Annotated in this window: 13 protein-coding genes and 2 pseudogenes; 5 read left to right on the top strand and 10 right to left on the bottom strand. The window is 43.5% G+C overall.

The window, feature by feature from the left end:
* Positions 1–68: 68 nt before the first annotated feature.
* Positions 69–536, top strand: coding sequence for a restriction endonuclease (locus tag NZD86_RS11385; RefSeq protein ID WP_268046678.1), 468 nt, complete (start codon positions 69–71; stop codon positions 534–536).
* Positions 537–787: 251 nt separating this feature from the next.
* Here the strand turns inward: NZD86_RS11385 and NZD86_RS11380 are convergent, their stop codons facing one another.
* The 4 genes and pseudogenes from NZD86_RS11380 to NZD86_RS11365 form a co-directional block, all read right to left on the bottom strand.
* Positions 788–1,504 carry a hypothetical protein gene (locus tag NZD86_RS11380; RefSeq protein ID WP_268046677.1) on the bottom strand — a complete coding sequence of 239 codons (717 nt, stop codon included), beginning with the start codon at positions 1,502–1,504 and terminating at the stop codon, positions 788–790.
* 772 nt (positions 1,505–2,276) lie between these two features.
* Positions 2,277–2,753 (bottom strand): annotated as a pseudogene (locus tag NZD86_RS11375) (GGDEF domain-containing protein); the annotation flags it as partial.
* 344 nt (positions 2,754–3,097) lie between these two features.
* Positions 3,098–3,634, bottom strand: a complete 537-nt coding sequence (locus NZD86_RS11370) for a hypothetical protein (protein WP_268046676.1) — start codon at positions 3,632–3,634, stop codon at positions 3,098–3,100.
* 515 nt (positions 3,635–4,149) lie between these two features.
* Positions 4,150–5,381 (bottom strand): annotated as a pseudogene (locus tag NZD86_RS11365) (ISL3 family transposase).
* Between the two features lie 55 nt (positions 5,382–5,436).
* On the opposite strand from NZD86_RS11365, the gene NZD86_RS11360 reads away from it, so the two are divergent.
* The gene (locus NZD86_RS11360) at positions 5,437–5,616 is read left to right on the top strand and encodes a hypothetical protein (RefSeq protein ID WP_268046674.1); all 180 of its coding nucleotides are present in this window, start codon (positions 5,437–5,439) and stop codon (positions 5,614–5,616) included.
* Entirely contained in the window at positions 5,613–6,206 is a 594-nt protein-coding gene (locus tag NZD86_RS11355; RefSeq protein ID WP_268046672.1) for an NUDIX hydrolase, read from the top strand. The genes NZD86_RS11360 and NZD86_RS11355 overlap by 4 nt, the downstream gene beginning before the upstream one ends.
* 712 nt (positions 6,207–6,918) lie before the next feature.
* Here NZD86_RS11355 and NZD86_RS11350 read toward each other — a convergent pair.
* Complete coding sequence (locus tag NZD86_RS11350; protein ID WP_268046670.1) at positions 6,919–7,746, bottom strand: phospholipase D-like domain-containing protein; 828 nt, start codon at positions 7,744–7,746, stop codon at positions 6,919–6,921.
* A 152-nt stretch (positions 7,747–7,898) separates the two neighbouring features.
* On the opposite strand from NZD86_RS11350, the gene NZD86_RS11345 reads away from it, so the two are divergent.
* A protein-coding gene (locus NZD86_RS11345; RefSeq protein ID WP_268044224.1) for an IS3 family transposase occupies positions 7,899–9,043 on the top strand; the annotation gives its coding sequence in 2 pieces (ribosomal slippage) (positions 7,899–8,157 and positions 8,157–9,043; 1,146 coding nt in all).
* Between the two features lie 63 nt (positions 9,044–9,106).
* Here NZD86_RS11345 and NZD86_RS11340 read toward each other — a convergent pair.
* From NZD86_RS11340 to NZD86_RS11330, 3 genes are all read right to left on the bottom strand, one after another.
* Positions 9,107–9,256: a hypothetical protein gene (locus NZD86_RS11340; RefSeq protein ID WP_268046668.1), complete on the bottom strand. Its 150-nt coding sequence runs from the start codon at positions 9,254–9,256 to the stop codon at positions 9,107–9,109.
* Between the two features lie 596 nt (positions 9,257–9,852).
* Positions 9,853–11,832, bottom strand: coding sequence for a hypothetical protein (locus tag NZD86_RS11335; protein WP_268046666.1), 1,980 nt, complete (start codon positions 11,830–11,832; stop codon positions 9,853–9,855).
* A 167-nt stretch (positions 11,833–11,999) separates the two neighbouring features.
* Positions 12,000–12,596: a helix-turn-helix domain-containing protein gene (locus NZD86_RS11330; protein ID WP_268046664.1), complete on the bottom strand. Its 597-nt coding sequence runs from the start codon at positions 12,594–12,596 to the stop codon at positions 12,000–12,002.
* 219 nt (positions 12,597–12,815) lie between these two features.
* Between NZD86_RS11330 and NZD86_RS11325 the strand changes: the two genes are divergently transcribed.
* Complete coding sequence (locus NZD86_RS11325) at positions 12,816–13,160, top strand: hypothetical protein (protein WP_268046662.1); 345 nt, start codon at positions 12,816–12,818, stop codon at positions 13,158–13,160.
* 57 nt (positions 13,161–13,217) lie between these two features.
* Here NZD86_RS11325 and NZD86_RS11320 read toward each other — a convergent pair whose 3' ends face one another.
* Both NZD86_RS11320 and spo0A read right to left on the bottom strand, forming a co-directional pair.
* Positions 13,218–14,198 (bottom strand): tyrosine-type recombinase/integrase, encoded by a 981-nt coding sequence (locus tag NZD86_RS11320; RefSeq protein WP_268046660.1) that lies wholly within the window; start codon positions 14,196–14,198, stop codon positions 13,218–13,220.
* 162 nt (positions 14,199–14,360) lie between these two features.
* Positions 14,361–15,170 (bottom strand): sporulation transcription factor Spo0A, encoded by an 810-nt coding sequence (spo0A, locus tag NZD86_RS11315; protein ID WP_407655252.1) that lies wholly within the window; start codon positions 15,168–15,170, stop codon positions 14,361–14,363.
* Between the last annotated feature and the right edge of the window lie 103 nt (positions 15,171–15,273).

Raw genomic sequence — 15,273 nt, 5'->3', positions numbered from 1 at the left:
CTCTGTCTCCAACAGAAACGATACACATCTTTTTGTACGGTATTGGGGGCTTCGTTGCACTCGCCGTATTGATTGCAACGTTGATGAATATGCACTGGAACAAAGAACATAAAAGATTTGAAGAAGAAAGGAGAAAACACCAAGAACAAAGAGAACAGCAAATTGCCCTGTCCCGTATTACTGACGTTGACCAAATGTCGGGCCTAGAATTTGAAGAATATCTACGAGTTCTGTTTTCAAAAATGGGATACGACGCTAGAACTACACGAGCATCTGGCGACTTTGGCGCTGATGTAGTTTTAACCGATCAAGAAGGACAACTCACCGTAGTCCAAGCGAAACGCTATTCAAAGCCTGTCGGTGTGAAGGCTGTACAAGAAGTACATGGGGCAAAAGGTTTCTATCAAGCCGAGTATGCTATCGTTGTAACGAACAGTTCATTCACTAAAGCCGCCCGGGATTTAGCACTTAAACTGAATGTTCGACTCATAGATCGTCATGAGTTGACTGAATTAGGCGCACAGGTTTGGGATTGAATCCGAGAGTTCTACTATGAGAACGTTCTAAGGTGTCTAAGAATAAAACCCCAATTTGATGTGGAATTGAACCCGTATCATCTATCGCGAAATGCCTTATACTCCTTGGAATATTGACACTTCCTGTCATCGAATGATACTTCTCGGTCTGCGTGACCAAGCCAACAAATATAAGGGGATTTACAGTACCCAGACCGATGTGATGAAAATCGGTCTACTACATCCACAGTGGATCGATCGATAACATTTGGTTAGTCTCTTCCTACTTGTTTGGGTGGCCCATTCATTTCTGAATCACTCAATATCGGAGAACCAAATCGATGATCATATATTAAATTCCATGATTGTGAATATATAAATCCGTGAAAATCCTTGTAGGACACTATTCCCTCTCTTGCCTCGGTATTGGCTGAAAAGACAAACGGAGTGTTTTCTCCAACAGTGATCATCGAGGCATGCCCCTCATCGAGAACTCTATCAAAGCCATCAGACAATGAAATATTGATTTGGAAAGCAGGACCATTACCTACATTCGTTAGAGTCATCTCCCAAATTTCACGACTCAAGTGGTCGAATGTACGGTGAACGTTTAGTCGAAAAAGTGGTAGTGATGCAATCATCTTCGACTCAATATCAACCTTTGCTTGCTGAAGCATAATCTCCATTTGCTGTTTTGTGTCCTGAGAGGCGGCTTCCGTCATTTCAATTTGTTTCTGAGCCACTTTTACCTGTTCTTGTGCGGCCTCTGCGGCTGATTTCGCCGCCTTAGCGGATTCATCTGCCGCATTGACTGATTTGCTGGTGTACCATAACTGAATGCCTACTGCAATAAAACCTAGAATGGTAATAATCGCAGCAAGTATCTGAGTATAGTAGTACCATTTCTCGTAACCTGGCATCGCGCCTACGGTATTTGCGTACGTCTGTATGGCACTGTTTACTATGTTTGAAACCGTACTGCCGTTCATTGATCCCCCTCCTAGTAATGAAATGAGGATAACATTCGGGATTGCACTCGCATCGTATATCGCGAAATACCTTATATTCATTGGCTTATAACGCTTCGTGGCATACACGATGCGTTTTGATTTACATGAACAAGCCAACAAACACAAGGGATCACAGCGTTCACACCGATGTGATAACAATCATTCATTCGTTTAAGAAACATGATGGTCTGAGGACTCCACTAGTCTTGGCTCAGTATGCCACTCAACAGACCATTCAGAGGACGCTCTAGCATCAACAGCACTCCACTTGATTGATGCACTACGTCTATAGGATTCCTTCGTTAATCTATCGGTTATCCGATTCCTTTGCGTACGTGTCGTGGCACTGACATCCCCTACCTAGTGGGTAGTCCGTTCCATCAATACGGACAAACCCTGTCACGAAAACCTGTGACATTTGTTCTACCGCAATCAAGCGCTTACACCTCATGCAATATGCCATTGACATAACCATCACCGTCTATTGTAAAAATCACCACTATAAGGTCAAACATAATATACCAGTTATTTCGACAAAATTCACCAATGTGTGAGAGAGATTACACTTATTGATCAAAAAAGAGCGTTCCTCCAAAGGAACGCCCTTCATGTCAAACGGCTCTCTAGAATTATGTTCAAGAATTTTCGAAATTGTTTCTGCTAGGAATCACTCATTGTCAATATACAAAGAGTTTCCTGTACACTGTATGAATAATAGTGTTGAATTCCCTGTTATCGCTAACGAGAACGTTTACATAGGGGCAACATCGATATACTGTGCTTTCTTCTTATCGTCATACATTCTGCCATCTGCAACACCAATCAGATCATCAAATGTACTACCATCGACAGGGTACACCGCGACCCCGATGGAAACCGATGGTTTTAATGAATGTTTTGTACTTGTCTCGATTGCAAGCATGTGATCCTCGATACGCTCCAACATTGTAGATGCCCCTGCTTGGTCTATATTAGATGCGATAATTACAAATTCATCTCCACCCCAACGTGTTACCAAGTCCCATTTTCGTGTACAACCTATTAAGGTATGGGACACATGCTTGATGACTTCGTCACCTGTCATGTGTCCATGTACGTCATTGATTGTCTTTAAATTATTCACGTCCACCAAAAACACGCTAAGTCTCCCATTTGTACGTTCCGCTTTTGTAAGAAGCCTTGGAAACATTCTACTAGCGAAAAGTCGATTATAAGCGCCCGTTAAAGCGTCTCTTTGAGCTTAATATTTCGCTCTGTCATAATTTTTTCCAAACCACCAAGCCAACAGCAAAATGACGATGCTTCCAATAATGTCCCATTTCACGGCTGATAAATCATGGATGTAATCGTAGGTGTTAAATTCAACTGATACAATCAATACCACTATGAGAAGTGTTACCCTACCTTTGTATCCCATCGATTATCGCTCCGAGCTTTTTGACAGTTTATATTAATTATAACTTACTTTAATTTCTTGCGTAAGTTATTAATGTAAAAATTTTCACAAGTAGTCTGTCTATGTGTCGAATTTATTCTTCCCATAACAACATTACCTACGTCCATATAAGATATTCAAGCGGATTGTCCACTAAAATGGCTGTCATTAGGATATCCAATTGACTGTGCCAGCCGAGTCCAGAACGGTTTCCCGACTTGCTCAACACCCCAAAGTGTTTGACCATTGGACAGTTTAATTGCCTGACAACCAGTTGGATCAGCCTGAGCAACCAGAACCACTTTCTTGCCACTCTTGAAAATCAGTTTGTACTCCACACCAGTATCGTTAGGACAAGACATATTTCCATGCGGAAACTGTCGTAATGAGCGTAAATCAGAGTACAGTTGCCTAACCGTAGGCTCATTGCTGATGGTCAAATCCAATGCCTCAAGTTTGCCGTGTTCGTTTCTTATGATTTCCACTGACGTGGGTTTCAGACTATCGACTGTAGGAAGCGAATTCGGCTTTGTACGCTCATATAATGGCTTCTGAGCTTGCACGCTGTTTGTCGTTTGAGTTACAGGAGGATTAGTTTGTTGAGCGTGACCACACCCCACGGCTATTGTGGAGAGCAGACATAGCAGACACATCGATACAATTGACTTGCGCATGTGATCACCCCTTGCCAACACAGACGCTTGGAGCCATTTATGCGTTACAAGTGAACACTCTAACGAGTCGATTAACTTCATGGATTAACGCTGTCTGCATCATCCAGTATAACCTTAATTTTACTCATGATGATGCATGTCGTATTTTCGATGGAATTTGGATTTTATTCAGTGTGCGATCGCTCGTACACTACGAGATAACTTGCGCAGTTCGCATGATTCTTGATCTAGAACGGTTATGCCCTGTACCTCACCTTCGTGAACATGGTTATAGCACCGATATGTGATTGATTTGATTTACCGCAATACTACTATCTGAATCTTGTCCACAACATTATACTCGATATTGAAAAATGTTCTGTGTGTAAGGAGTTATACGGCTCCTTTGCCCCTTACAATTGGGGATTTTCGTTTCCAAATCAGATAGTCAAAGTTAAGCACTTGGACAACTCAGACCTTCTCCGAAAGCACTACTCTTTCACAAAATGAATGTATCTAAGGGCCTCCTCGCTGTTTTAGGTGGGTAAAGCGAAGGACAACTTGCCTAGCAACAGGTAAATCATAGAGATATAGTTCTCGACGTTGCGATAACCCTTCGCTCTTCGTTTCATGGCTTGGATGAGACTGTTCATACTTTCAATCAGGGCATTATTCACTCTGCTATCAAACCAAGACAGTATGCCAGTTTGGTGGCGGCGAATGGTTTTAGCGGCGTCAATCATTGGTTTGAGCCGCGAATGCGTGGCCCAGAAGTACCACTTGTCCAGAAACGGCTTGGCAAGGGACTTTGGCTGTATCCAAAGCTCTTTGAATGTCAGCATCATCTGGTATGCCTTTGCCGTCTTGAGATTTAAGTGCCGAAGCTCCTGTAATCGCTCTTTTTGCTTGCTTGTCAAATTGTGCTCATTCTTCAGCCAAATGTACCTGGATTGTTTGAGCATGGGCTGTGTGCGTTGTTCTTCACGGCGTACTTTGTCCACCGCTTCACCGATTACTTTCGTAACATGGAACTTGTCAAATGTGAGTGAAGCGTCAGGAAAGTATTTGTGAACACCAGCAATAAATGCTGGAGACATGTCGGAGCAGACAGTTTCGATTTCATCTGGGTCGCCGCCATGTCGCGTGAAATCATCGACGAATCGCGTAAGGGTACTCATGTCTTTGCCATGCGTGACGAAGATTACCCGTCTTTGCTCTGTATCTGCAACAACGGTCACGTAGTGATGACCGCGAGCTGTAGAGGTTTCGTCAACCGCAATGTGGTGAACATCTGAGAAGTCTTGTGATTCGCGAGCCTGATTCACATAGTGGCGAACGATACGCCAGATACGGGTATCATGTTCCCCGACTAGACGTGCAACTGCCAGAACGGGCATCTCGCGAACCAGTTGAAGGATGAATGCCTCGAAGCCGTATGAGAAATGCCCGCGTTTGCGTGCCCAGGGCACTTCGATGGTCCGTACACCCCCTTGTCCTTCGAGCAATCATGGCACCAGATTCGAGGCACTTTGGCGTGAATGTATGTGTCGTGCTCAAAGTGATTGAGGTGCCTCCATGAGCGAGTGTCGCGGTCGTAGATGTCCGTGTTCTGACTGCCGCAATTTGGGCATGGGAACTTGGTTCCATCTTTGTAGTCGACCGTGATGTCAAGACGTTTATTCTCTTTGCTGAATTCAACCGAAGTAACATGCCAGGGAGATTGAACGCCAATAGAGTGATTGAACAAGTCAAGAACGGGATCGGACATTTGGATAACCTCCTGTTACGTCAAGAGAGCGTGGAATACCGACCAACGGGAGGATATGCCGCGAAAGCTCTTGACGGATGCCCAACTTGGCATCCTACAAGTCATGTCAAGCCGACAACAAGGAGGCATTGACCCTAACTCTGGTTTGCCAATGGGTTTTTATACCTCCATGATTGACTTGTTCAACCCATCTCAACCAGCGAAGAGCCATCTAAGGACTAGGAGTAAACCATGACGAACAAACTAAAGTATACAATGATATTCATCAGACATACCAACTCACTACTACTCCTCAACAGGGTAAAGCCTCCATTGATGGGGCTATGGACTGGTGTTGGCGGGAAGATTGAGGCAAACGAGTCACCCATAAACGGCGCACTCAGAGAAGTCGTTGAAGAGACTGGAATTACTATACATGAACTGTCGTTCAACGGAACGGTCAAATGGCATACTGAAAACGAAGACTCGGGGATGTACCTTTTTTCCTGTGAAATTCATGATAATGCGGGCTACGACAAACCTAAGCTCGTGGATGAAGGAATCCTTGCATGGAAGGGTATAGGCTGGGTACTGCATGGCACAAACTACGGTATTCCTAAGCATATTCAACTATTCTTACCGTCTGTTTTGAGTGGTGAAGTACGTGAACACCGTTGCGTCTTTCGCAACAACGAACTTGAGAAATATGAACAAGTTCCTTTGGTACACGAGAATCCAGCCATGACCCAGACAGCACTTATCACTGGAGCATCCTCTGGCATAGGATACACTTATGCCCTTCTATCTGGCGAAAAGGGCTATGACGTAGTGATCGTCGGGCGTTAAGAGCGAAGCCCTAGAGGCACTGGCAAAAGGGATACATGGGATATGTAAGAATGCCAGGTCATCGTTAAGGACTTACACCATATAGACAACGTTGTTGACCTAACCGCAGAAACCAAAGAGACACATTCAAGTCGCGACCTTGTTCGGAACTAAAAAGACTGAGGGTCGGCTCCCGAACAGCCGACCCTCGTTAGTACATCGATTTAATTGACCGCAACGAGAAGACCGTGTCTCATTGCCACCCTATTGTAGCAAAAAAGTTTAACTACGTACCAACCCTTAGACACATAATAGTGAGTTCCGGTACGCACTATTAGTCGTCTAAAAGGCTATCGCCTGTCTCCATGCATGAACTAGCGTTTGCATCGACGAAACCAAATAGACCGCCTATTCCCGTGACAAGGTTGGCGGTCTATCTCCCCAGGCGAAGCACAGCCCCTAAACGGGCGGCTGTTTTGGTACATCATTCGGTGTTAGCCGCACCGAATAACCCATTCTGTGATACGGCTCTACTCGGTTAGTCCTTATTATACCAAAATAAGATGTACATACAACGTTGATTTTAATGGATTTACGACAATACCCTCGATAAATATCAAACGGACTGCTAACGACACAACCCACAAATACAAATAGACCGCCTTATTCCCGTGACAAGGTTGGCGGTCTATCTCTCCAGGCGAAGCACAGCCCTACGAGGATCGTTTGGTGTTTAAAGTTCCTCAAAGCACTCAATACGATCCAAGAGCGAAGGGTTATTCAACCACTCTGCTAAAGTGAATTTTAATTTTTTTATTGCAGTGGGAGTAACTTCAGGTCCTTCAAAAATAGACCATGTCCTTAAATGGGTTAAGCTTTCATAAATTGACCTCAGTATACTGAATGAGTACTCCTCAAACTTCAAGTTCTGATTACCATACATCATGTTCATTCTAAATAGATCAAATTCTTTATTAGCCGAGTTACATAGACTTTTAAGCGAGTAATTAAGGTAGTTACTTGTAACCTGACCAATACAAGCTTGTATAGCCTGGTCAAGCTGTTGAAGTATAAGGTTTACATGTTCACCATATGTAGGATTTTGGGTAAATTTTTCATTGTCCCAGTCCCAACCTCTTACTGCTCCTTTGAATGTACAAAGTAGAGTTTTTACTTTAGATGAAAGTTCCTTAATTTTGATTTCATTATTCTTGATGCCTTCAACATCTACGCCAGGATTCGTATAGCATAAGCGTATATGTTTCATCAAACTTGCGGCTATACCAAGAATTCCAGAGAAAAATACCTTCAACTCAGAATGAAAGTAAGCATCAGCAAATATCGGGTAGGAGTCAAGCAACCCTTCAAAAAAAAGAATCCCTTCTAGAGATTCAATCGCTTGCTTATCTTCAATTAAGACACCAAACTCAACATTGTTGGATGACTGCTCAGTTGCATTAGCACTACCAATGTACATTTTTCTTCCAGTACTATAGACCTTTGCATGATTGTCTTGGCGTATATAAATTTGAATGTAGCGGCACTTTTCAACAGCTCTCAATGCTGTTTTCTTAAGTTTAACTTTATAATCACGACCAAATCCAAAGGTGTTTAAAATTACATGAAAATCAGTTAGAAATGCAATCTGACGGTTTATAGTGGACCCGTAAAACTGGACACCCGATAGGAGGACAGTTGGGTTACACTATGGCTATGAAAAAACAGTACACACCAGAGTTCAAAGCCCAAGTCGTAAGAGAGATTCTCAAAGAAGAAAAGACGATGGCACAGATTGCTGCGGAGTACGAAGTTCACCCCGTGCAATTGAGCCAGTGGAAGAAGACTGCCTTAGAAAACCTTGCTAGCCTGTTTGTGGACGAGCGTAAGGCAGCTAAGGAGCAGAAGGCACAGGAACAGAAAATCGAACGACTGTACGCACAGGTCGGTAAACTAACCACTCAGCTCGAGTGGATCAAAAAAATCTGGCATCGACCCGGAGCAGAAGTGAGCGTCTTGCCATGGTGGAGCGAGACAACAAGAAAGTTTCGCTCAAAACTCAGGCACGTATCCTAAGTCTGAACCGCTCCGGTCTGTATTACAAGCCTGCTGAACCTTCAGATGAAGAGGTACGGCTAAAACATCGGATTGACCAATTCTACACGGATTATCCGGTCTACGGCAGTCGCAGAATCACGCATCTACTGCGCCGTGAAGGCTGGGATATCAACCGCAAGCGTGTGCAACGCTGCATGCGAGAGATGGGCATCGAGGGGATCCACCCCGGTCCGAACCTCAGCAAACGTAACTTGAAACACAAGGTCTACCCATACCTGTTACGCAACGTGACGCCCAGCCACCCCAATCACGTTTGGGGAATTGATATCACCTATATCCGCCTAAAACACGGATGGATGTATTTGGTTGCCGTCATCGATTGGTACTCACGGTATGTTGTGAGTTGGCAGCTTGATCAAACTCTCGAGATGCCATTCGTATTAACTGCCGTCCGTTCAGCCTTATGCCAAGCTAAACCAGAGATCTGGAACAGCGACCAGGGGAGCCACTTCACTAGCCATCAATATACCGATCTGCTGAAAGAAGCCGGTGTACGGATTAGTATGGATGGCAAGAATCGAGCTTTGGACAACATCATCACAGAGCGTTTCTGGCGTACCCTCAAGTACGAAGAAGTGTACATTCACGAATACAATAGTCCAAAGGAAGCGAGGCAACAAATCGCCAAGTTCATACAGCGGTACAACTACGACCGCCCGCACCAGTCACTAGGCTATCTGACACCAGCAGAAGTCTATTTCCAGAAGGGGCGAACTGCACTACACCCTCCTAAGGCTATCTGAAGAATCAGTAATAATGTTATTAACTTCAACTACAAAAAGTGTGTCTTGACAAAGGGGTCCACCTTAGTTAATATTGCTGTTTATGGTTTCAGGAAGACTAAGTCCAAAAGTTGCAATATATAGATGGTCATTAGGTTGAAGATCAAACACTTCATTTCGCTTTTCACCTGAAACGAGGCGTCCAGTGCCAAATGGAATATCAACATTGTTCATATTAACCAACCTTTATTTATACTTATTACAATTACACAATCTAATACACCAAAATGCCCAATGCTAATCCGTCGAGAGACGAATTGCATTATCGTTTGCGTCTGATCCTGTTTGGCAATGCGTACATACTCACGCCGTTTAAAGTGTGAAGGGTTATTCCCATCCGATTCTTCAAATTCAACACTGACTTTATTTTTCTGCTAAATCATTGACCCTTTAAGCAATTCAGCAATGTAACTTGCTTTGATAGCACTTCGACTTCTTTTGCACCACTTGTATGAAGCACGACTAACTATCTCCTCTTTTTGTGAACATCCTTTTTGTCCTCGTCTTCTATATTATACCAGTGTTATAGTACTTGTTGTTCGCAAACTACTATAAGAAAATAATACCCATTAACCAGAATGGATTTGGAAGACAATTCGCATCCCATTTTAGAATGTTGAGTTTTTTTGGATAAATCAAACATAAAAAGAAGGAATATCAATCTGAGTGAATCGTCTCTCGTCAGATAATCGCTTCGAATAGGATATATCTCAAGCGATGTCATGCAAAACCAAAAGCGGCGCTATCCCCACACTAGAGGATGTGCCGCTTTAATCTTTAAGATATTGCCTGTCCGCTCCCATTATCAATAGCTTTAAAAGTCGTTTTACCGTGTTCTGTTTCCGCTCCATCTGTTCATCTTCATTCTCCCTTGTAAGGATATATGGGTATCCCTTCAGTTCGATATTCAGACGTTCCTTCAGCTCTTTGTTCAACCGAGGTCGTGAAAGTGAATACTTCTCTTGTAGTTCCGTAATGATTCGTTTAAATTGCCGTTCTTTGAACTGTCTCTGGCCCTCGAACATTAAGCAAACGTTATATAAGACCTCTGACTCCGTAGTCCAGCCCTTATGCTCGATAATCTGTAACGTAACTTTCTCAATTTGACTCGTTACTTCTTCGCTCAATTCTGGAATGGGTTTCCCCTTCTCCTGAGGATATACTCTGTCCGCTTCGTCCTGTCCAAGTGACCTTATAAGAAGCTCTCTTCCCCACCCTTTCATTGTAAAGCCCTTGTCCTTGAACTCACGAGCCTTCTGCATGGCAAAGTTCATAGTTTTAAGATCGTATAGTGGGATAGAGTAGAAACTGACTATCTTAGATTGCTTGTTCTTCGCGGCTATATGTTTAGCCGTTCGGAGCATCTGTTCTGGTATGTCCTCTGTCGATAGCTTGTTGATTAACCCCAGATAAGTAAGCAGACCTATAACATTGGTAATCTGTTTGTCTTGATGAATGCTCTTACCACATAATTGTCGTATCCGTGATATCGGAGCAAAAAATGCAGGTCTTCCGTTAGCATCCGTAAAGTATTGAGTAAGTATATGCTCCTTTGCGAATTCGTTCATCACCTGTAGCTCCTTCTGGTAGTTACGAATCCTCATGTAGACCTCACTGTACCCTTCACGAAACGTCACACTGTCTAGGAAGCTGATGTTTGAGTCGATTATCTCCTTCTGTTCAACCTGCCAATCACTTTCAGCAAATTCGATAAGATAAACCTTTCGCAAAAACCGAAGTACCCTTGAAAAATTCTTGGTTTCAAGAATACGTTGCGTTAGTTCGATGATTGACCCACAGACCCCACACCTATCGCTATGACACTTGTACAAGTAGTCACCACTGTCTGCAATGAAGATCCCTGCGCTAGGATTAGAATCATCGTGAAATAAGCATCTAAACCGTTCACCAGCAACACCAAGGAAGTCGTGCAGGTCTTGTTGTTTCAAGTAGGTAAAAACGTCACTACTCGAAGATGCAGTATAAGGTGTGGGCTTTATTATTGCCTGTAATGCTTCCACCTGTTGAGCCGCAATCAGTCCAGGATTAGGAGTTGCGCTTTGGGTTTTGGGAACAGTGATAGGAAGCAGTGAAGAACATTTCTTTCTATCACTGTTACCATTTTGTCCAACTGAATATTCAGTTTGTACTTTTGGCAGATGATCAATTATCGTCTGAATGTCATACCTAACGTTATGGTGTTGTATGATCCTTGCCAAAAACTTGTTATTCGGGTCTTTAGACCAATAAAAACCTGGGACTCTAAGTAGTCGTGATGGATTCTTAACCGCAGTATCTGCCTTCAAATACTTTATCAGACGATCCTCGCACTCTTCAAACTGTACCAGCGTAGCCCCACTATGCAACAACCACAGGCATTGCAGTCCATTTCGAGTTTCCACTACCCAAGTAGGCTTTAAGAAAGTTTCCAAACGTTCCAAAACTTCATTCTTGTACCTCTCAGTTTCGTACAATGGATAGTAGTTCTTTTCTTCGTCCCTCCCTCGGTCAAAATCGGCAAAGATTGCATTAAAGTGGGTTATATCCTTGTCCTTATAGCCGCCAGTGTTAATGGCGTAGTAAACCTCATATCCCTGCTGGTTAATCTGTTCTAGCCGTGCGGCTGTGTTACTGTTATACCGTCCGTTTACATCTATACGGCCACCTTTTTGCCCGTATTTAAGGCATCCAAAATTGATTGCGGCAGTGTCAAAAATATCGTCGAAAAACTCCCGTGTCTCTATATTCAACATCATCTCTCCTTATAATAAAATACGTCTTTCGATTCATGAACATGGCTACGACCTCCGTCATAAGGTAAATTGCAGTACCACAAGTTCAATCAACTATCGAAATAACAGTGATTTTAGTTATTTAACTCACACATTGTGTATGATTTCCTATCTACCCGCAGGAATCAGTCAACCAGATTATTTAGTGCTTCATAAAGCTTGCGATCCTGCTCCTTTTCCGCATCGAAATCCGCAAACGGGTCGAGGCGATCATTTAAATAGTTAATGACTTTAGTTAACACGGTTAATTCATCCTTGTTACCTCGCTTCATAGTCTCGAGAAAAATTTCCAGTAAAGCTCTTCGGTTTGAGTCGCCGTTATTGAGAATATCAGCAACCTGTTCGAGTAAGATTGCCTTCTTTTCCTCGGCTACAATTTCATTTAACACCCCTTCGTAAGGGTTGTAGTAAGTTGTACCCGTCCTTTCCTGTCCATTGTCATCCACATACGTATACTCCACCTCCTCAGCTTCCTCCCGACTCAGTCTCTCGGCATTCTTCCGTTGTATATACAACTTGTCTGCTGTACTAAGTTCCTTTTGGAAGTAGTCAGATTCGATCCCAAATAGTGATTCCAATTGGGCTAATCGCTTGGGTGGGATTTTACGCCTTCCTTTTAGCCACCCTTGAATCGCAGGTGGAGTGATACTCAGATGTTTTGCGATTTCTTGATACTCCATTCCGAACGTCTTCGCTATAAACTCTAAACCTATCACTGACATCACCTTGATACATTCAATTTACCAACACTGTATCATGATACATTGAATTAATCAAGCTGTGGGTAGAAATAATTTTGCTGGCCATTGACTACTCGCGACTTCACGAGGTTTCACTGTAGACATTGGATCTAATATTCTTTCGGAGATCCCTATAGGTAATCGACGAATTTATTACAAGAACGCATTCTGTTTGTAACTCCCAAAAGGTGGTGGACAGTGATGATAAAAAGGATTCCACTGAAGAGCGACTTGGCTCTCGAAGTCATGTGGAGGCAAGATCGTAGTCTTAGGGTCATAGTTGTCGCTGTGTTCAATGATGACAAGGGCTACATCTTGGACTACTACGACACTGTGAGAGAGGCAAAGCGAGCCGCTACGCACTTCTATTCATGTTATCGGGTGGCCGTTGAAGAGGGGTTCACCTTGATACCGGGATTCTTTGTTCATGAGGGCATTGGGTGTGGAGTTAATGTGGCTGAGGGATTAGCTGTAGAAGAGCCTGTAGAGGCGTTTAGAGAGGTTCTGAGAATGTTGAAGGCTATGAGATTCCAGAGAAGTTTCTGAGGCGGTAGACAGGAACAGGCGGCTCTCGCCGCCTGTTTTCTTCGTATGTATGAGTAATCACTCGGCCTTCCACTTTCCAAGTGGACTGTGATTCTGATACTTCTGACCTATCTCTTCATGCGACAAGTCCATGTACGCTTCCTCTGTCACAGTCACCGAGCTATGCCCGAGTATTCTTGACAGAGTATAAAAGTCACCACCATTAAGTAGATAATGTCGGGCGAAATTATTCCTGAGTAAATGTGGATAAACATGTAATCCGATTCGGTTGCTCGCATCCCTTAACTGCTTTTCGAATGAATGAACAGTTAGTCGTGTGCCTTTTCTTGTCGGAAACAGCAATTCAGTCTCTGTATATCGATCTTTGAATTTCAAGTAGTGCTTGAGTTCACGCGCCATCACTGGCGAATAGTAAATGTACCTTTCTTTATTCCCCTTGGTCTTGCTCAGAAGAATCATCTTATGTTGAAAATCAATGGATTCAACAAGGATCTCCAGACATTCTGAAATCCTCATACCCGTATCCTGCAACAACATGACAATAACCTTATTTCTATAACCGTGGAATGTCGTGTAATCAAACTGTTCAAGTAGACGCTTAAATTCGTCGTGGCCTAGTCCGACTTTTTTTCGCCTAACAGTCCTAATCGGAGTAACACTTTCAAATGGATTTTTCGATAGTTCACCCTCTTGCCGTAGCCAATTAAAAAACACTTTGATGTTTCGAGTGTAATTATTGACCGTCACATTCGAAACAGGCTTTTTATAATCAGTTCTGCGTTCTGGGAAGTTAACCATCTTCGACGCTTCAGTGTTTACCACGCTGTACTTGCCACGTTGTTGCACGTACAGAATGTATTGTCGTAAATGCCCCGTACGTACATCGTTGATCCTTTCGACCTCATGTTCATTTTTCAGATAAACAACAAACAGCTTTAGTGATTGCTCGTATGCCGCAATGGTTTTGAGAGACAATCCCTTGCTTTGGCAATACGTAAGAAAATCCTCTAAGCAGAACTCTAACTCCGACAACTTCATCGTTATTATCTTCCCCTTTCCGACAATACAAACACCCAATAAATCAGTTCGATTTATTGGGTGAGAAAGGGCAAGTTTATTGGGTTGAAAACAAGTTTGTTGGTTTCTACTCACTGCATGGATTTGTTTTCCATCAGGTTACAATCCATACCCCAAAAGGCTTTACACGACCTTGTGTTCCATCCTCAGCTTATCGGCGATCATGGCAATGAACTCCGAGTTAGTCGGTTTTGTCTTTGACGCGCTTACAGTGTAGCCAAAGACCTTGCGAATGGCATCCATGTTTCCACGTCCCCATGCCACTTCAATGGAGTGACGGATGGCACGTTCCACACGAGATGGAGTCGTTTTGTACCGGTCAGCAATGCGTGGATAAAGAATCTTCGTGATTGACCCGAGAATTTCCACATCGTCGTACACGATGCCGATAGCCTCGCGGAGGTAGTGGTAGCCCTTGATGTGTGCCGGAACACCTATTTCATGAATTATTTGAGTAATTTGAGCGTCGACCGAACGGCGCGGTGTCGAACCCGCATGCGGTGCACTTGGACTGAATCCAGATGAGGAAACATACGGTTGTTGAACTGCTGCGGCCACAGGTGCAACATTCCCTTGCACCACTTGCCGAATTCGATCCGCCAACAACGGCATATCGAACGGTTTGAGTATGAAATAGGAAACACCAAGCTCTACAGCGCGCCTTGTCACCGTTTCCTGACCAAACGCAGTCAGCATGATGACCTTCGGCATTTTACCGGGCAAATCACCGAGACGTTCCAATGCACCAATTCCATCGAGAACCGGCATGATGATATCCAGTACGAGTACGTCTGGCTCGGTATCACGTACTAAGTTCAGAGCGTCATTTCCATTGTAAGCAATCCCACACAATTTCATATCTGGCTGAGATGAAATGAACTCACCGAGCAAATCAGCGAATTCATGATTGTCATCGGCTATAAGTACCTTCAAAAACGACACCGATTGAGTCCCTCCCTAGCGTACATCTAACATTGTATAGGATTCGACGGTTACTACGCCACTCCTGCCAAATCTATGTAATACTTTTCGTGGC

Origin of the sequence: Alicyclobacillus dauci (genome assembly GCF_026651605.1) — a bacterium.
GTDB lineage: Bacteria > Bacillota > Bacilli > Alicyclobacillales > Alicyclobacillaceae > Alicyclobacillus > Alicyclobacillus dauci.
The sequence above is the reverse complement of the archived record's forward strand: the minus strand, read 5'-3'. Positions and strand labels throughout refer to the sequence as shown.